18 protein-coding genes are annotated in these 19,638 nt (G+C 31.4%); 9 read left to right on the top strand and 9 right to left on the bottom strand.

The features are described 5' to 3' along the window. Positions 1-36: 36 nt before the first annotated feature. From IEV10_RS06050 to IEV10_RS06035, 4 genes are all read right to left on the bottom strand, one after another. Positions 37-1,182, bottom strand: coding sequence for an MBL fold metallo-hydrolase (locus IEV10_RS06050; protein WP_229719606.1), 1,146 nt, complete (start codon positions 1,180-1,182; stop codon positions 37-39). After that, the gene (locus tag IEV10_RS06045) at positions 1,179-1,544 is read right to left on the bottom strand and encodes a hypothetical protein (RefSeq protein WP_188373787.1); all 366 of its coding nucleotides are present in this window, start codon (positions 1,542-1,544) and stop codon (positions 1,179-1,181) included. The genes IEV10_RS06050 and IEV10_RS06045 overlap by 4 nt, the downstream gene beginning before the upstream one ends. A 104-nt stretch (positions 1,545-1,648) precedes the next feature. Continuing rightward, on the bottom strand, positions 1,649-2,581 hold the full coding sequence (locus tag IEV10_RS06040) for an alpha/beta hydrolase (protein ID WP_188373786.1): 933 nt from the start codon (positions 2,579-2,581) through the stop codon (positions 1,649-1,651). 244 nt (positions 2,582-2,825) lie between these two features. Then, positions 2,826-5,228 carry a toxin-antitoxin system YwqK family antitoxin gene (locus IEV10_RS06035; RefSeq protein WP_188373785.1) on the bottom strand — a complete coding sequence of 801 codons (2,403 nt, stop codon included), beginning with the start codon at positions 5,226-5,228 and terminating at the stop codon, positions 2,826-2,828. 115 nt (positions 5,229-5,343) lie between these two features. On the opposite strand from IEV10_RS06035, the gene IEV10_RS06030 reads away from it, so the two are divergent. Beyond that, positions 5,344-6,135, top strand: a complete 792-nt coding sequence (locus IEV10_RS06030; RefSeq protein ID WP_188373784.1) for a competence protein CoiA family protein — start codon at positions 5,344-5,346, stop codon at positions 6,133-6,135. Positions 6,136-6,164: 29 nt separating this feature from the next. On the opposite strand, the gene IEV10_RS06025 is transcribed toward IEV10_RS06030, so the two are convergent. The 5 genes from IEV10_RS06025 to IEV10_RS06005 form a co-directional block, all read right to left on the bottom strand. Next, a complete protein-coding gene (locus IEV10_RS06025) occupies positions 6,165-7,910 on the bottom strand; it encodes a hypothetical protein (protein ID WP_188373783.1) in 1,746 nt (581 codons plus the stop codon). Positions 7,911-8,063: 153 nt separating this feature from the next. Beyond that, positions 8,064-9,338, bottom strand: a complete 1,275-nt coding sequence (locus tag IEV10_RS06020) for a hypothetical protein (protein ID WP_188373782.1) — start codon at positions 9,336-9,338, stop codon at positions 8,064-8,066. Further along, complete coding sequence (locus tag IEV10_RS06015; protein ID WP_188373781.1) at positions 9,331-9,747, bottom strand: hypothetical protein; 417 nt, start codon at positions 9,745-9,747, stop codon at positions 9,331-9,333. The genes IEV10_RS06020 and IEV10_RS06015 overlap by 8 nt, the downstream gene beginning before the upstream one ends. 55 nt (positions 9,748-9,802) lie before the next feature. Next, the gene (locus IEV10_RS06010; protein ID WP_188373780.1) at positions 9,803-10,432 is read right to left on the bottom strand and encodes a recombinase family protein; all 630 of its coding nucleotides are present in this window, start codon (positions 10,430-10,432) and stop codon (positions 9,803-9,805) included. A gap of 179 nt (positions 10,433-10,611) precedes the next feature. Beyond that, a complete protein-coding gene (locus tag IEV10_RS06005) occupies positions 10,612-11,025 on the bottom strand; it encodes a hypothetical protein (RefSeq protein WP_188373779.1) in 414 nt (137 codons plus the stop codon). 916 nt (positions 11,026-11,941) lie between these two features. Here IEV10_RS06005 and IEV10_RS06000 point away from each other — a divergent pair. From IEV10_RS06000 to IEV10_RS05965, 8 genes are all read left to right on the top strand, one after another. Continuing rightward, complete coding sequence (locus tag IEV10_RS06000) at positions 11,942-12,937, top strand: leucine-rich repeat domain-containing protein (protein WP_188373778.1); 996 nt, start codon at positions 11,942-11,944, stop codon at positions 12,935-12,937. Positions 12,938-13,075: 138 nt separating this feature from the next. Further along, the gene (locus tag IEV10_RS05995) at positions 13,076-14,011 is read left to right on the top strand and encodes an alpha/beta hydrolase family protein (protein ID WP_188373777.1); all 936 of its coding nucleotides are present in this window, start codon (positions 13,076-13,078) and stop codon (positions 14,009-14,011) included. Between the two features lie 143 nt (positions 14,012-14,154). Further along, a complete protein-coding gene (locus IEV10_RS05990) occupies positions 14,155-15,129 on the top strand; it encodes a hypothetical protein (RefSeq protein ID WP_188373776.1) in 975 nt (324 codons plus the stop codon). 187 nt (positions 15,130-15,316) lie between these two features. Then, positions 15,317-16,042: a hypothetical protein gene (locus IEV10_RS05985; protein WP_188373775.1), complete on the top strand. Its 726-nt coding sequence runs from the start codon at positions 15,317-15,319 to the stop codon at positions 16,040-16,042. Positions 16,043-16,461: 419 nt separating this feature from the next. Beyond that, entirely contained in the window at positions 16,462-16,698 is a 237-nt protein-coding gene (locus tag IEV10_RS05980) for a hypothetical protein (protein WP_188373774.1), read from the top strand. Positions 16,699-17,032: 334 nt separating this feature from the next. Further along, positions 17,033-17,902 carry an LPO_1073/Vpar_1526 family protein gene (locus tag IEV10_RS05975; RefSeq protein ID WP_188373773.1) on the top strand — a complete coding sequence of 290 codons (870 nt, stop codon included), beginning with the start codon at positions 17,033-17,035 and terminating at the stop codon, positions 17,900-17,902. Positions 17,903-18,044: 142 nt separating this feature from the next. Continuing rightward, the gene (locus IEV10_RS05970; protein WP_188373772.1) at positions 18,045-18,620 is read left to right on the top strand and encodes a hypothetical protein; all 576 of its coding nucleotides are present in this window, start codon (positions 18,045-18,047) and stop codon (positions 18,618-18,620) included. Between the two features lie 158 nt (positions 18,621-18,778). Next, complete coding sequence (locus IEV10_RS05965) at positions 18,779-19,471, top strand: hypothetical protein (RefSeq protein ID WP_188373771.1); 693 nt, start codon at positions 18,779-18,781, stop codon at positions 19,469-19,471. Positions 19,472-19,638: the final 167 nt, after the last annotated feature.

Here is a 19,638-nt window from a genome sequence, read left to right as displayed (position 1 = left end):
CATAATTTCTGTACTATGTAAATCTACGATTTATTATTAATAATTTTTCCACCAGTTGGAAGGGCTGTTTTCGATATTATTTATGGTAAATGCTTGGCCAATTCTAGGTGCTACCAAAGGTATGTTGAGTTCATTTGCTTTTTTAGTTACACGCTCAATTGGGTCTGTCCATGAGTGTAATGCCAATTTAAAACCTGCCCAATGAATTGGCATTATTTTTTTTGCTCGTAAATCTACACCTGCTTGTGCGGTCTGCTCTGGTAGCATATGTATGTCTTGCCATTGTTCATTGTATTGCCCGCATTCGAGCATTGCAAAATCAAATGGGCCATATTTGTTGCCGATTTCAGCAAAGTGTTCACCATAACCACTATCTCCACTAAAAAAGATGTTATCGGTTGGTGTTTTTATAACCCAAGAACTCCATAAGGTACTTTGACGATTATTCATTTTTCTTCCAGAGAAATGTTGTGATGGTGTACAGGCAAACTGCAAACCTTTATAAGTAGTTTCTTCCCACCAATCAAGCTCAGTGATTTTTTCTTCGGAAATTCCCCAAGCTTTTAAATGCACTCCAACAGCTAATGGCACAAAATAGTGTTCAACCTTGGATTTTAACTTTTTAATACTGTCGTAGTCTAAATGGTCGTAATGGTCATGCGAAATGATTACAGCATCAATTTTTGGTAATTTCTCAATTTCTAAAGGCATCTCTTTATTAAAACGATTTTCACCTAAAAATTCCATTGGTGCGGCCACTTTGCCAAACATAGGGTCAATTAGTATATTTTTGCCTTGTGTTTGCATTAAAAAAGCGGAATGACCATACCAAATAAAGCGTGTATCACCTTTATAATCAGCAACATTTGCCGAATCTATTTTTTGAACTTTTAAATCGTCTTTTGGTCTGCCGTTTTCAACTTTGGCAGTAAAGAATTTCCACGATAATTTAACCATATCATTAAACCCTAAATCTTGAGGAACGTTAGCATCTAGATTTCGAAATTTACCATTTTCGTATTGTTTAGAATTGGTATAGGATTCGTAATCTTTTTTTGTGACGTCGCCACCAAAAGAAGGATAAAATTTTACAATCAGAAAGTAAGCAACTATCAAGATGCCAATAAGTGATAACAGGGTAATCAACATTTTTTTTAAAATTTTTTGTATTCTCTTTTTCATAGACTTTTAGGAATAAGCTCTAAAGTAGACGCTTCATGTTTTTTTGTGTCATATGTCAATCGCATTGCAGGATAAATCAATCCTAACAATTTTCGATACGCTTTATTCACTCTAGGGTTTATTTCATCTAAATCAGTGGGAACAACACCATCAATTGCAACTTCAACATCGCCAACTTTCATAGCACCTCCTGGATGCTCTAAAAACGCGTGATACCAACTTCTTTTTCCGAACTTATACTGACGCACAAAAAAGCGTCCTTCAGTAGCTACAATGGTGATGTCGATAAAACGATGGTTGCCACATCTAATTTGATGCACTTTCTGTCCTTGTACTTGTTTTTCTAATTCTTGAACTGTCATATTCAAATATTTAAGAATAGAACCCCTTGCTATTAAATATTAGGCAAGAGGTTCTTGTATTAGGGCGCTATTAATCAAAAAAACCTAATACGCGCTATAGCTTATTATTTATTAAAGAATTCTGCAACAGCATCTGTAGATACTTTTACAGCTTCTGGTTTCCAGTAAAAATCTACGTGACTAAATTCATCAAATGCTAATACTTCAGGGTCATTTGTAAGTTTATCAATAAACGCTGTTGAACAAATAGCTGTTGCTGCACTCGTACCATATACGACAAGGGTTGGTTGAGCAATTTTATCAGCATAGTGCTCTGCAATAGAAATAAGTGATTGCATAGGCTGGTCACCGATATGTTCGCAAGTAAAATGTTCAACTTTCCCTGGTCCTGCAAAACCATCTTTGCCATAGAAATTATAAGTATCATCTGCCATTGGTGTTCCTGTGGCAACAAATTCTTCTCTGCTCATACTGTCGTTGAGAACAATTGGCCAAGTGTAATCTGCTTCTCTTGTTTCATACATTTTTTGTTTTGAAGCGTTTGCTCCCGCAATCACCATATTAGCAATATCTCTGTTACCCCATTGAAAAGCATCTGCTGCCATCATACCAGAAACGGTAGCAATTTTCTTGATTCTGTGGTCAGTTACAGCGGCTGATGCAACGATAGAACCTCCTTGACATACACCCAATCCATAAATTTCATCAACAAATGGAAGTGTTCCCAAGTAAGAAACTGCATCCCATGTGTTTTCAATTAAACGGAACATATATCTTGATTTTTTATATTCTCCTGGTAATGCTGGCGAATCTCCCATTCCAAGATAATCGAATCCAAGATAGATAAAACCTCTTTTAGCCATTTCTGGACCATATATGGCTGGAATTTGTCCCTTAACTTGTGGAAACGGACTCGCTCCAACAATGGCTTTGTACCTTTTGTTTTCATCAAATCCTTCAGGAAGGTATAAATCTCCTGCTAATTGTACTCCAAATGATGTAAACGTTACATTGTTTTTTCCTGATTGTAATACCATGATTTTATGTTTTAAAATTTTACACTTATTATTTGATGACAAAGTTAAGCTGTCATTGAAGTTCAAAACTTATACATTTTGGTATCTGACTTATACATTTTGGAATAAACTAAAAAAATAAAAGCTCCTTGAGAAATTAAGGAGCTTCTTTGTAGCTGGAAAGGTTAAATTATCGAACAAGTTTATAAAAGACTTTTTCAAGATTATAGAATTTTAGAAAATGAGAACCTAATCATTATTAAATTCAATTATGTTTATCAGTACATTTTTTATTCAAACAGTATCCAGTGTTACACGATACATTAGATGTACATTTGGAACCTAACGGTAAAGTATTAGTACATTTTCTATTTAAACAATAGCCAGAGTTGCATGAAAAATTAGATATGCATTTCGAACCAATAGGCAAAGTAGTTGTACATTTTCCATTTAAACAATAACCTGAATTACATGAAACATTAGATGTACATTTAGAACCTAAAACTAGAGTAGCCGAACATTTACTATTTAAACAATAGCCAGAACTGCATAGAAAATTGGAGATACATTTTGAACCAATAGTTAAAGTGGTCGAACATTTACCATTCAAACAATAGCCACTCTTACATTCAATATTTGTAGTGCATTTTCCTCCAATAAATGAACTTTGGTTGTTTGGTAAATTAGTAGTAGTAGTAAAATATTCATCAATATTATTAGCATCGTTAAATGCTGAAATATCTATTCTATTCATCAATTGGTCGTCTTTGTACAAATCTCTTAATACCAAACTCTTATACTTCAAAATTGCGACCCCATCAAGCTTGTCATATTTATAATTCATTTCTTGCCCTTTGACAAAAAAAGTCCCGTGTTTTTTTAAGTTTTTATAAGTGCCATAATTTAGTACTATGAACTCACCATTAATATAACCATATGTCTTATAATTTCCATCCCAATTTGGATTTTTAAAGTCATTAGTATGAATAACATCACCTTCCTTGTTGTAAAATGACTCCTTAACTATAACTTTTCCATTATCTTTTTTAATTTCATGAAAAAGAAAAGAATTATTGTTATCATTAACCAAGACATAATTAAAAAGTTCATATTGAATATTATTCTTGTAAAATACTTTTTTTACTAAAACACCTTTTTCATTGAAATTTTCTTGAATACACTCTCCAACAGTTTTATAAGTTTCTAATATTGAAATTTCGCCATTTTTATGATAACCTTTTCGACTAACCTTATATCCGCTTTTATATTGAATCTCATTACTTAAAACACCGCTTTCTCTATAACTCTTTTCAATTCCTTCTTTGGGCTTTGAATTTTCAAAATATCTATTTTCGTATATTCCATTATTATTTGTTATTATCTCAATTATTTCACCTTTACTATTATAAATAACTCTTTCACTATTATACTTATCAAATGTACTTTTGTTAATCCAATTAATATTAATTAGGAAAAATTTCATTAGGGATTTCGTCACCCTTTCTTTATACATAAAGTTGAATGGTTGATAGAGAGTCTTATTCAATGAAATTCTCTCAATTTTAACTCCATTCTCATCATAAAATGTTAATTCTTGAGCATACTTATTAGATTTAGTGTAGTGAATTTTCACTACGCCATGTCTATCGTATGTGGTAATAGTTATAGGATTATTTTTTTTAAAATTAATTTTGGAAATAACATTATCACCTAAATATTGAATAAATTCTCCTTCTAAAATACCATTAGAAAAATTTGCCTCTCCTCTAATAGAACCATCAGACATATATAGCTTAAATAGACCATTTGGAAATCCATTTTGAAAATTGACTTCGAAAATTTTATAATTTTCAATTTCATGATAACCTAATAATTGTCCATCTATAAGTCCATCCTTAATATTTGCCTTAACCTTACCTAAGACACCGTATAGCCTTTTTGGTAATTCAATTTGACCATTAAACAAACTCCCATCTATATCATAGACTAAAATTTTAACTAAAAACCCATTGAAATTATCTGCTTCAATAAAAACATTTCCATTATCATGATAATAATAACTCTTACCATGCAATCCATTAACTGACCATATTGGTATACTTGTAAAGTTCGGAATACTTGAAATTTCAGATTTTTTGTTACCCTTATTATCTGAAGTTATAGTTTTAACTAATCTCAAATTTGAATTTAAATTATCTGGATAATAAGTCTCAATTGTTTTATCTTTATAATAGGAAATATTTGAGCTTAATTTTCCATCTTGGTAATTTGCCTTTTTCAAAATATTTCGATTGTCGGAATCAAAATAGTTAATTTGGTTTCCTCTTTTTCCAAGCACATAGTTTATCTCTTCATAACCGTTAGGATATAAATCTTTCCAACTTGCCATAACATTACTTTCTTTTCCTCGAAAATAAACTTTTACAATACCATCCATTCTCCCATTTCTCAATCTAAACTCTCTCTCAGGTAATACTTTTCCTGTAGGGAAAAACTTAGATTCTTCAATAAAACGACCATTTAGATATGGCTTCAAAGTATTTCGATTATAGTAAATTGGCATCCCTTGTATATCATTAAAGTATGTGTAATCTTCAAATTTCTCTTGACTTTGAATACTTAAAAATTGTAGCAAAAAAAAGAGTGCGTAAATTTTTTTAATTATCATATTAAATTGATTATCATATATTTAAATATAAAAATAATGATTTTAATTAATTTTATATAAAGCTTACAGATTACATCTATTCAAATATTTATAGCATAATATTTACTATTAAAATATGTTTTGGGCGATTGTAAATAATGAAAAAGTTAGACCTCAACCGAACACATTTGGAACTTGTCCAACCTGTGGTGGTAAAGTACATTCTAAATGTGGTGAAATAAATGATTGGCATTGGGCACATTATAAAGGACAAAACTGTGACCCGTGGTATGAACCAGAATCTGACTGGCATCTTGATTGGAAAATGACATTCGGCAAAGAATGTGCTGAACAGGTAATTAGGAAGAATAATGAAATACATAGAGCGGATGTACTTACAAAGGAAAATGTGGTGATAGAACTTCAAAATTCACCTATTCGAAAAGGTATAATATCAGAGCGAGAAGAGTTCTACGGACAAAGAATGTTATGGTTAATCAATGGTGGCCATTTTAAAAATAACTTTCAAATTTTCGAATTAGATGGTCCCCACCATAGATGGAGTTCAGAACATAATCAAATCAAAAATAAAATAGGCAGAAAAGCCTTTCAATGGAACCATGCACGCAGAAGTTGGGCAGAAGTTAATAGACATGTTTTTATTGATTTTGGTACAGACACTCTTTTTTGGGTGCGCTCTGGTATGGGAACTAAAACAGGTATTGGTCTTTTCATATCCAAGAAGGATTTTATTCTTAAATATGATGGTGATTACGAATACTACCAAGAACAGTTTGAATTAAGACAAAAAAAGGAAGAGCAAAGGCTATTAGAAAATAAAAAGAAAGAAGACGCAGAAAAAAGTAAGCGTATTCAGCAAGGACATATGCGTCTTGTGAGGCGTTACAGAAAAAGAAAAAGATGGTAATCCTTAATAGCTTTAGCTGGATAAATTCTCTATTCTAACAGACTATATCCTTTCTCCATCAATTCGTTTTGTATAGTCCTAAGATTCATCCTATCTACCTTATTGTCCAAATAGAATGAAAATGGCACGTACGAATCTTTACTAGCTTTATTCGCAGCCGCCTCATTTACATAAGCTCTACCTTCAACCGAAAAATTAATAAACTCGTTACTGTATTCAGTATGAATATCTTCAAATTTCAATTTGCGGTCAACAAAAACGTTCTTGTTAAAGATTAATGTATCAATATCAACAGTAACAAGTGGCATAACATTTTGTGTATCGAATCCTTCATCTCTTAAACCCTGAAGTTCATCTTGAAACCAAAAATTCAAAAGTTTATTAAATCCACCTACATTAAACATTCTATTATGTAGCACCAACACAGGAAATATAATTACTCTTTTTGGATTGTATCCTGTATCATATTCCAAAGTCTTGTCAAGAGCCTTTCTGATGGTTTTGATTAATTGAACAACAGCTTTGGGAGTTCCATCATCCTTTATATAAAGCTTTTTCTTTAATTCTCTTTCTATCTGATTGAAATCTGAAGATTGCTTAACGTTCGCATTCAGCATTATGTCCTTTGATTCGAAAAGAAACATCCTTTTACCATTTCTCACATAATAGTCTGGCGCACCATCGCAAAGGGCATCTAATTCGGTTCCATTTCTTTGAAAAAATCGTCTTCCAAAAATCTCCCGTAACAACTTGTGAAGGACATACTTCTCTGAGAATTCAAAAGTTTTAAAATCTAAGAAATTATTTATTCTATCTCCTACTGGTAGACCATCATTAATTGGCTTAAACTTCCAATATAGTCCATTAAAAATCGTCTCTAATACAAATTGAGGACTAATAATTCTGTATTTATTTTCAGAAAGCTTGTAAATTGGGTTAGCTCTTAATTTTTTAAAGTCTACGTCCTCTAATATGTCCGATTCATCTACGGAAATTTTATCTAGAAAGGTCACATTAGATTCCAAATGCTCATCATTGTCCAGTTCAATATCTGTATGACCTTCTTTATTTCTTTTAACTATAGAAATAGATAAAGGCAGTAATCTCTTTAAGTATTCTTTGTAGTCACCAACATCATAGTAAGCATAAAAAGAGTTTAGTAGTGGAGTGCACGAATCTTTTGATTCTAAAAATTCAAAGAACGAAATGGACCTTATGAGTTGTGTGGAAATTAACTTATCAATTTGATAATTTGTAAAGTCAAAATTGTTAAGCTGAAGTGATAGTAAAATGGCCGCTGGTTTTCTTTCCATCACACAATCTGCTGTTGATTCTGATGCAATTACACCACTGTCTGTATTTTTTATTTGGTTTAACAGTAAGAATGCCTTAAACACACTTATCTCTATTTCGGTATTCGTCAAAGTAGTTTCAATATCTTCAGCCAAATCAAAAGCTTTTTCAAAGAACGCCAAACTACTTACAACATAAGAAAATGAATAGTCTTCTACACTATATCTTTCTTCAGAGACATATTCTATTAAGTTTTCTCTTACTAATCTAGCAAACTCTCTGTTTTCCTCTGAGAAGAACATGCGAATAAAATCAAATGGATGAGAATAATCTGAACCATTGGCTCTAAATCCCAGGAAGAAAGACCCAATTTTCAAAAGGGTGTCACGGGTGATTCCCTCAAAATAGCCTTCAATTTCAAGAGGTTCTTCGTCAGGAAAAATAGCATTAAAAGGAATCGTCAATTTAGAAGTCAAGCTCATAGGGCAGTAATCTTTCAGTAAAAATATATTATATAGCTCAATGTTAGAGCTTTCTTTATATTTATTAAGACTACGGTTACATTCTAGTCATTTCAGCTAATGAAACGATATTGATGTCTTAATTTGGAGAATACGTAATTAACTCTTTCAGCTTTAGGATGACACTTCTTGACATGATAATATTATGTCGCTAATTTTTGGTTCAGAACGTCCAGCTTCTTTTTTTATAGTTCTGTTCACTATAATCTCGTACAATGTCGTAAAATTTAATAATGGCATACTGTCTTTTATCAAAGTATCGAAATACCCTTTGTAGCTTTCGTCATCATGAGATTTAAATGTAAAATACCTCGTATCACAATTTAAGGCAGTAAATTTTCCTTTTAGATTGAATTTCTCTTCGAAATCTGTATTAATGGAATTTATATTGTCGTTAATTTGATTGGCGATTGTCAATGAAAAATCCTTTGAATAAGTTTCATTGTTCTGAGGATTAAACCAATTCAAACTTAGATTAATATCCTTGCTTATTATCTCCTTCAAGAACTCTTGATAAGATTTTACAGCAAAATCACTTATTTGAGGGTAATAATCTCCGATTAAATCTTTATCAGATGTATTATTGATTAACTCTAATATTCTTTTTGCAATCTTTGATGACTCAGTTACATTTTCAAACATGTCAAGCTGTGTGATACTTGGCTTAATAAATATACTATATGATGCCGCCTTGTTCATGAAAATCTCTGTTGAAGACCTGACGAAATAATCTTTATTGTCTTTCTTGTCTGTTACTTCGCCACGATTGCTACCTTTCATCTCATCAAAAGCTACTTCTCTATATAAATTGTCGAAGGCTATTAGGGTTTCACCTAAGAGTTTAGTGTTAATTTTACCATAACCGATTCCTTCTCCTTTTGTTAAATGTAAATTTATTATCTCAATGTTCTTATCTTTAGAGATTTCACTTAACAATCCTACCGTATCAATTTTTTCTTCTATTGAGTCTAAATCGAAAGCTTTAAAAATCTGTTCAGTATCAACGCCATTATTAAGCTCAAAAATCGAATCGTACCTTGGCTTGTAAGTGTCTGGCAAGTTTATTGGTGATACTATCGTTACATTATGAATCACATTTGTATTGTCTATGTCAATAAGATATCCGAAACCATCATTAAGACAATTTAATAGTCCCAACAAACCAATCCCTCCATTAAGATATCTCTTTAGAGAGACTGGACGAACGGTGTAAACAAAATACCTATTGACTGAATCATCATCATTGCAGTCTACCCAATAGCGTATTAATGGCAATCCATTATGACGATAAATTGTCATCACAGGATATTCATGATGTAACAGAATTCCAATGAAATCATCTAATTTCATTGGTAAGTAGTCAATATTTAATCCGTTAACATTAATCATTGTAGATTCTTATTGATTGACTAAATTTTCCAGATATTTCTACATCTTCATATTCTAATAACGTAAAATGACTGAATTCATTCGCATCATCAGAAATACCATCTTCAGATTCTATAAAGCCCTTCGCTAAATGAGTACCAATTTTCTTATGAATATTCGGCATATCATTATTTAATAGAGTATATCTATTAATTGCTTTAGTTTCATCCTCAAAGAACGATAACCCAAAACCTCTAAAGTTATTTTGAGTTCTGTTTTCATCAATTACAAATGCTGGCAGAAAGTTTCTTTCATCATCATTGTCTTTGTGAACAAATCGAAAACTATCCCTATCACGTTCATAAAATCCAGTCAAATCTGGGTCAAAAGTATCTATTTGTTCTTGATATTTTAGTTTCTTATCAGGCATTCATTTATTAGGTTGAATACAAAGGTGCGCATTTTTTTACAATTCGCTATCGTAATTAAATATTCATGTCTTTTTTAAGAACTTTTCTTACTTTCATAACCGTTGTTGTAGACTTTCCTGTAATTTCAGCTACTTCACGCACAGTTAGGCCCTTATTAAGCTTCTTAACGATAACAGGGTGGCGTTCTAAAAGCCTAGAAGTAGATTGAACAGAGCCGAACTTACGTCCTTTAAACTTTCCAGCGGCACGGGCAATCTGAATACCTTCAGCAGTTCTTTCTTTTATGATATTACGCTGCATCTCTGCGATAGACCCCATCAATGATACCACAATCTTAGCAGTTGGGTTTTCCTTGCCATCATCGGTCAAGGTCTCAAACCCTTCTTTAATTGATTTAAGATTGATTCCATTAGCAGTGAGCCTCTCGATAGTTCTTAAAATATCAATGAGATTCCGTCCTAGTCTATCAATACTATCGACCACTATAGTTGGTCGACCATCATAGTTTTCAGTTACATGGTCAAAAAGTTTTGACGCTTCTGGTCGTTCCAAGAATGGAACGTTACCCTGAACCTTATCAATATATAAATTCGCTGGATTGAATCCTATATGCTGTTTGAAATTTGAAACCTGCCTGCTGGTGTTCTGTGATACTGTTGATACTCTTGAATAAAAATAATACATGGACTTTAACTTGATATCTCAAAGATATTGTATTATTTTTAGACTATATATTTTTTTAATACATTTTCTAGTATTTTACTAGTATTCAAATATACTTAGCGTGTCAAGTTTGAACTATAGTCTTAATTTGACACACAATTGCATTATGGATAATAAATAGCTATTTCATTTACTACACTTCACCAACCATAACCTGTATCATTGATTTGGATTTGTATTGGGAATCCTATAGGTTCTTTATAAGGTGAACCATCTTTTGAACTAAAATTCCAATCAGCATCGCTATTTTTAAACTGTACTTTCATAGCTTGTCCTTCAACTTTAACTTCAGGCCAAGTAGCATAAATAACATATTCACCCCTGTATAAATAAGGTTTTCCCAATTCTGGCTCACCCCAAACCTTTACTAAGTTCTTATATTTTACGTAACGTATATAATCCTTAGCATCATATACTGAAGCAAATGAAGTTTTTATTTCTTTGCTACCACTAGAATTTTTATCAGTTGATGAATCATCTTCGCTACCAAAAGCTAGGAATAAAAAAGCTAATGTTACCACAATGCTTATCAATGTCTTAAAGTTATCTTTCATAATATTTGAATTTTGGATTTAAAAAAAATATACTAAGTGAACTAGCCATAATAGAGAATATAAAATCATATATATCAAACGTGCCTGGAAGTAGATTTAAAAATTGTAATAGTTCAGCTCCAACACCGCAAAAAACAGGAATTAAAAGCCAAAATTTTAATTTGCTGAAAGAATTACCCCATATAAGAATATGAGCAGATGAAAAAGAATATACCCACAGGCCATCTGGTAAAGAATAATATATCCAAGAAGGTAAATTCTCATAAAGCGGGAAAATAGACTCCCGTAGTTTTAAAACAATTGAGGAAAAGCCAAATAATTCAAACCAATTAAACATCCTCAAATTAGTTGTCCTAAGTGAAATATAGATTAGCCCGCCTATTATTATCGGGCAAAAGACGTGTGCAAATACTAAAAAAGTTTTTTTTCTTGACATTTAAATGATACAAAACTTTTTCTCTTAAAAAAAGATGATAGTATAACAGATGGTATTAAAGAAGTAATTCCGTGGGTGGATTTGTTTTATAAGCAGGTTCCTTTTTCGGATAGTATTTTTTCAAAAAATGTAATTGCTGATATTAATGAGTTTGAAGAAACTGGGAATTTAAAGACTAACATATCAAATAAGGAATCAATTTACAATATCGCTTGCCAAATGACAGGCGAATACTATTTTAAAATAGAAGTTAGCCCTAATGACCTTGCTACTAACTTTCTAAGAGTAAATGATTTTTTAACCAAAAAATAAAAATTTAAAAAACTATGCCTAACAACGTGTATAGTTCATTGCGGCTGAATTCCTAATCGGAATTCATTGCAATTCACTATCTTTCGATTACGGCGGAAAATCCTTGCAGATTTCCGCAACGAGCCATACACAAGACCGTTGTACCACATTAAAGAACCGAGATAATTAATGGGAATATTTAACAGAAAAAAGAAATGGGGAAATTTCAACGGAAATATAAACATCTATTCTGACCTCGAGAAATCTGATATTCCTAAAATCATAAAAGAGGATGATATCCACTCATTACAATTGTTTGAATTTCAAACCCCAAATAGACAAACTTGGGAAACATTGAATGAATTTTACAAAGACTATCCAGATATTGGATTAAGAGTTGTTTGGTATGATTGCGAAGATTTATCTTTTTATGAACTAATTCCAAATATTAGAAGTTTCACAATCGCCACTTATAAAGTAAAAGACTATTCCATACTTAAGTCTAACTGCAAGCTGAAACATTTTGGAATTGAAGAAACTAAATCCAAAGCTGTTGATTTATCATTCATTAAGGAATTTCAGGATTTAGAGTCCTTGTATGTTGACGGAATGAAAAAAGGCTTGGAAAATGCAAAGTATTTGCCAAATTTAAAAACTCTAACATTTCGTGGAGTCAAATTAGACAATTTGGACTTTTTGACCGAACTAATAAAGCTTCAAGAATTGAATTTACTTTTTGGCAGTTATAAAAACCTTGATTCATTATCAAAACTAAAGCAATTAAAATCAATAGAATTTAGTCGAGTAAGGCAAATATCAAACTTTGATTTCTTGAATTCCTTGGAAAATCTGGAAAAGATAGAATTTGAAGGAATGTCAAAAATGGAATCAATACCTAACTTATCGAAATTAAAAAACTTAAAAAGAGTTCACATTCATAATAATTTGCGACTTAACGACATTAAATCTGTTGGAGAAATCCCTAATTTAAAACTATTACAGCTCTCGTTTGCCGAAAATCAAAAATCAAGTGAAAGAAAAAATCTGATTTCACAATCTGTGGAGATATTAATGAAATCAAATACACTTGAATATACTAACGTGTTACATTGGACTGACGAGAAAACAACTAAAGAACTGACTGAAAAAGGAATTAAAATGTGGAGTTGGAATATAAAAATATAACGTGGTACAACAACGTGTATAGCTCATTGCGGCTGAATTGCTAATCGGAATTCATTGCAATTTGCTATCTTTCGGTTACGGCGGAAAATTCTCGCGAATTTCCCGCAACGAGCCATACACAAGAACGTTGTGTAGAATTTGAAAAACCAACCAAAATCAATAATAATTATGGGGAAATTTAGATTATTACTATTATCATTTGTCCTAATTCTCATTAGTACTTTTATTTCAGCGCAAGAAATAACTGCTGATTTAAGTTATTTTCCAAAAATAGAATTCAATGATAAAATTGTTGAAAATAATACCGCTGACAATGGTAATACTTTTGAAAAAATAGTAATAGATGGATTCGATTCCAAAATTCCATTTTACAGGATAAAACCAAAAGAAGGAATGGTGGATAAATATGTTATACTTCTTCACGGTATAACTGGAAACAAAGACAATTGGATTAATCCTACAACCAGTCTATCAGAAAAATATGTAAAACTCAAAGACTCATTGTTAACATTAGGATATTCTGTAATAATCCCAGATGCAAAATATCACGGAGAAAGAAGTTATGAAGCAAACTTTGCTTCACCCTTGACATTTTTTTCATCACAAGATTCTCAAAAAACACATAATTTATTTGCTACTACAGTTAAGGATATCAGAATTATAATGGATTACATACAGTCTAATTCAGATAATACATCAACTACTTTTGATGTTATTGGATATAGTATGGGCGGAATGGTAACTATACTTTTAAATTCAGTTGATGACAGATTAAATCGAGTAGTTGTTTGTGTAGCACCCTTGGATGGACAAAAAGCTTCTAAAAGGATAGGGATGAATGATGATAACGCAAAAAATATGGAAGTAATATCACCGAAAAACTATGCAATAATGCAAAAAGCACCTATTAGTTTACTTATGGGAACAAAAGATGGTTGGTACACTAAAGAAGAAGCTCAAGATTTTTTTGACAAAATAATCATAGAGGATAAATCATTGAAATTCTATGAATCTGGACATTATTTACCAAATGAATTTATTTCAGATGCAATTAAAAATATAGGTAAGGAATAAAAACTCTACACAACAACGTGTATAATTAATGGCTATTTCGAGCTTGCTTACGAAAATCCTCGCGGATTTTCTATTCGGTTTGTATTTGCTAAATTAGTTGCTTAAACACGCAACTAATCATACACAAAACCGTTAGCACCAATATGATAAAAATCCTGCGAAAATTTATATCCTATTTTATAATAAGTGGTTTAGTTTACTACTCGTTTTTAGTTGTTGAGACAATCAGCTTATATTTTAGCGAATTTGGATTTGACCTAACGAATGGAATGCTTTTTAGTTTTAGTCAAATACCCGCAGTAATTAATTTTGGTGTTTTCATTGCCTTAATCTTAGTTACAGCGGAATTAATAAAAGAGAAAATTCCTTTCTCAAAATTTTTCCAATTCGGACTTATCATATCACTAATCTTTGGCGGACTTATATTCTTACTATCTAATAGTGTAGTGCCAAAAATTCGAATGAAATCATTCTTGGATAGATATGAAAACGCAAGAAAAGAACCATTTACGTCACAAGAAAGAATTGAAAAAGCTACCGAATACAAAAAAACAAATGTTGATATGATGAGTATTGGACATATAAACCAATATTCTGACTCTTTAGAAACTAAAAATAAGTCTCAAAAGAAAATTATCTCTGACTTGTTTAAAAAAATTCCTGATAGCATAATTCAAAGTGATTTTTCTAAAACGGAACTTAACGAATATGGAATCTCAAAAAACGAGTTGACAACAGAATTTAATCGCAGAGATTTATTTCAATTAAAAAACGAAATAAGAAAGAATACGCTCTTGAAAAAGCAATTTAAAAAATCTAATTGGACAAAAAACACTAGATATTTAAATAGTTTTCTGACTTTATTTCTGGTTTGCTTTGCAATAGTTATTGGAGTGAATTTTAAAAATCAATTAATATTTTCATTGGTCTGTATCGGAATTGTGATTTATTCTCAGACCTTAACTTTATTAACAACATCATCGGACTACTTTATAAACGAAGATAACTTGTTGGGACTGATTTTTAAGTTTACGATAATTTTGGTTGTATTTTTATATTTAGTCTATCGAATGAAAACGAAAAAAAATACTGGTGCTAACAATGTATATAGCTCATAGCTGGAAAGTGCTTAATCAAAGGTTCGAGTTTATTTGCTATGACCGCCAAATTTTTAATTTGGCTATATTTATAAGAGAAAGATAAACATAGAAATCAAAAATTTGGCTCACGGCTAAACCGAAAAGACCATACCTTTTTACACGCTACGAGCCATATACGTGACCGTTGTGCAACATTTGACCAAAAATGAAACTATTCGGATTTTTTAAGAAAACAACAGAAGGATTGAATAGTAATCAAAAGGAAAGTGTAATTGAAAAATCTGACTCAAAATCTGAAACGGAATTTATCATTGAAATAAAACCTGATTCGGATTTTGAATTTGTTCACGTTGAAGAAGATGGTAGCGTAAGAGAATTAACTAGAGAAGAAAGAGGATATTTAAAAGAGGAATTTGCACCAACAGATGGAGCAAGACCTTACATAAAATTCAGATATAAAAGTAAAACACCTGACAACAAACTTTGGGGATTTCTTCCAAGAAAAAAAGTCCCTAAAAATATTGAGATTGAGAATATAAAAATGGACAAAGAAACGTGGAGAAGGAATTGGATTCTAATGATTAAAGATTTAACCAATTTAGAATATCAGAAAAGAACTTGGCTCGACTCAAAAAACACGAATCCATATTATTCATTCATAGAATTTATCTGTTCTTACTTTGACGATTTGGATTTATCAGATGGATATGAAAAGCATATCGAGTCTGAATTGGTAACAAAACCCGAATACGAGATTATTTCGGATTGGCACAAATTACTTTCCGAATACGAATCACCAAATAATGATGACTATGACAATCGAGCAGTTTTAAATGATAAAAACTGGTTGAAAATTATTGATTTAGGAAAGAAATCGTTGAAATCTCTAAAGCCGAATTTAGATAAATTTGAACGAAGTTTATTAATATAAAAAACGTTGCACAACAATGGCTATAAATAATTGCTTGTTCTCACCTACTTCTGAAAATCCTTGCGGATTTTCAGCTTGGTGTGTACTTGCAAAGTTTAGTACTAAACCACGCAACTACTCATAGCCGAGACCGTTGTGCATAATGTCCCAAAACCGTAATCTGAATTAAAAATTTGAAGAAAAAAGAAACATTTTGGCTAATTGGAACAACAAGTTTCGTACTGATTTTAATACTCTGGATTTTCGGAATAAGTGGACTTAAATCTGATTCAGTAACTGACATCAATGTTCACGATACTTATTATGTCATTGCGAATATTCATCTGATTGTTCTGATTGTAACGCTTATTTTCTTTGGTGTTTACCTAATCCGAATGTTGAGGCGGAATTTTAAAAACCTGACAGCAAATCTGATTTTTATGATTTCGGACATAACTCTGATTTTGATTTTCACATTTCTGATTTCGTTGGTAAATTCTATACGAGAAATTCCTGACTCTACTGAATATCCACCTTTGAGTGGCGGAATTGTGGAAAATGCTGGAAATGGATGGAATAATGCTTATTACATCTTATTAATCATCCAACTAATTTTAATAATTCTGCTAACAATAAGCGGAATAAAAACTGGAATGAATTACAAACGAACTGAATAAAAAAACACTATGCACAACACCGTGTATAGCTCATTGCGACTGAATTCCTAATCGGAATTCATTGCAATTTGCTATCTTTCGGTTACGGCGGAAAATCATAACTGATTTCCCGCAACGAGCCATACACAAAACCGTTGCCAGCAATTTAAACCCAACACTATGACAGAGTTTTTAGAAAATAATTGGAAATGGATAATTGGGAGCATTCTTACTATAATTGGGTTAATAATAGCGTATTTCCAATTACGACAAAACGAACCAACAAAAAACTCGCAAAAAAGTGGAAATAATTCAATTAATATTCAATCAAGTAAAAACATAACGGTTGAAAAAAATGATAAAAAAATCAAGCCAAAAAAGCGGAAATGACTCAATTAATATTCAGGAATCAAAGAATGTTACTATTGGACTTTCTTATACTGAATCAAAAGAATTATTTTCTGACCTTTTCGAAAAAAACTTTCCACGCTTTCAAGAAATTGCACAAGAAGAGGCAAGAAAGAATGTCGAGAAATTAAGTAAACGATTTGTAGAAAAAGTAAACGAATTGGAATCGTTTAATGATTCTGTATTGCAAGACCCTGACTTTCATTATAATCTATACAAGTCCATTGAAATTGGCGCAAGAAATAGTAGTGATGAATTACATCAATTTCTTGCAAATTTATTAGCAAAAAGAATTGGATGCAATGAAAATGACACAAAGAGAATTATTGTTAACGAGAGTATTTCTACAATAGAGAAAATATCAACTAATCAATTAAAAATACTAACGTTTAGTTATTTATTCTTCACATATTTCAGAATATTTGAATTCAAAAACTGGAAAGATTTTAATAAATATATTGAAGAATATATTGAGCCTTTTATGAGTTATGAGTATAGCTTAATTGATTTACAACATTTAAATTATTCTAATTGCACGACAATGGAAAGCGGATTTGGCTCACCAAGTCTTTCACAAATAATAAAAAATCGAAATCCTAAATTATATCCGGATTTAAAGTCAAGAAAGGATGAACAAGCATATATTGACGAGATAACTAAAAAGAACTTAAAACATCAAGACAAATTTTTCAAAATGCTGAATTCAACACAGCTTTATGCAATTAACCCAACTTCAGTTGGATTTATGCTAATTTCTCTGTATTTCGAAATCATTACTGGCGAGAAACTGACCTACATCGAAAAATTATTTGAATAAAAACTGCTGACAACAACGTGTATAGCTCATTACGGCTGAATTCCTAATCGGAATTCATTGCAATTTGCTATCTTTCGGTCACGGCGGAAAATCATAGCTGATTTTCCGCAACGAGCCATACACAAGACCGTTACCTACAATATTGAAAAAACTACTTCAAATAATAATTCTGACTTTAATCACAGCTTGTGGTTCTACTAAAAATGCGACTGACTTAATTGCGGATGAAAAATTTGAATTATGTTCTGAAATCAAATATAATCGACTCGTAACAGAAGTTGGACCGATTGACGGTAAACTGATTTACAAACAGAATATTCATAGTTTATTAGAAAATTCGCTAATTCAAGAAAAATATCTGACTGAAATAAGTAAAAATGGATATTCGGAATTATTAAAAAAAGTAAATCGGAAAGAAATAAAACCGGACTTTTTTGAGAAATTTAAATCGGATTTAGAGTTTGACCCATATTTGTTATTTCCGATTAATTCCCATTTATCTTGCTATGGATATTTATTTGAACAAATAAAAATTTTAGACAAGTCAAGTTGGCAATTTGAATTTGGATTAGCTTATAACAAATTTGAGGCTTACGGAAATTTAAATACTGATAGCGAATATTTAATTGAAGCTCTGAATAAAATTCCAGAAGATAAATTTCAAAAAGTAATGTATCGGAAATTATTCTTGGATTTAATATACACGAATCTGAATTAAAAATACTGTAGGTAACAATGGCTATAATTCATTGCGGCTGAATTCCTATTCGGAATTCAACGCAATTTATCTATCTTTCGGCTACGGCGGAAAGAATCCTGCGGATTTTTCCGCAACGAAATCATAGCCGAGACCGTTGGCAAACATATCACTGAACAATGAAATTCATCAATCTATTCATAATTTTACTTTTGACTTTTAGTTGTTCAAACGAAAAAGAGATAGCGGAATTTGAAAAAGTTTTGGGAAAAGAAAACAGTGAAACTCTGACTTATCTTGTAAACGACTTCGAATCAGACTTTCTAAAAAGACAATATCCGAATTTAGAAACAAAAAAAGCCTACAAACAATTTTTGACTGAATTATCAAATGGACAAACCGAATACTGGAAAAAAATATCGGAAAGTAGTCGTGAGTATCTTGAACAAAGTAGTTTGAGATTAGAGATTTACAGCGTACCTGATTCAATTTGGATTGAACGTGACCCTGAAAAACTGACTTTGAGTTTTAGCGATGTTCCAATGTTAAAGATTAAACGAAAATATTTAATGCCAGATGGAGCATTTGGATACAGTACGTCTGAATCTTCATTTAACTATAGAGAACCAATCGATGAAGATTCAATAATAGAATCTCGAAAAAATTGGATTGATATAAATTATGTTGGTAGCTATTCGAGAGCATTAAATTCAATATCAAACAAATCGAATTTTCTAATTAATTATCTCGATATACGAGAAGCAGCTGGAACGATTGACCCAAGACTTATTGCTGACCGAATGCTCGAAACAAAAGTGGATTTGAATGACTATTTTATAAAACGATTAATAATAACAGAAATAGTCTATTAAGAATAAAATACGTTTGCCAACACCGTGTATAGCTCATTGCTGTTCAGTTGCTTAAATCGAAGTTATGGCGTGTTTGGAAAGTCGCTAAATTTTTAAATTTGACGATTTCCAAGAAAAAAGATAGATAGTAAAATTTAAAAATCTGGCTTGTGTCTCAACCGAAAATA

The organism is Winogradskyella haliclonae, assembly GCF_014635865.1.
In the GTDB taxonomy this organism is placed as follows: Bacteria; Bacteroidota; Bacteroidia; order Flavobacteriales; family Flavobacteriaceae; genus Winogradskyella; species Winogradskyella haliclonae.
The sequence above is the reverse complement of the archived record's forward strand: the minus strand, read 5'-3'. Positions and strand labels throughout refer to the sequence as shown.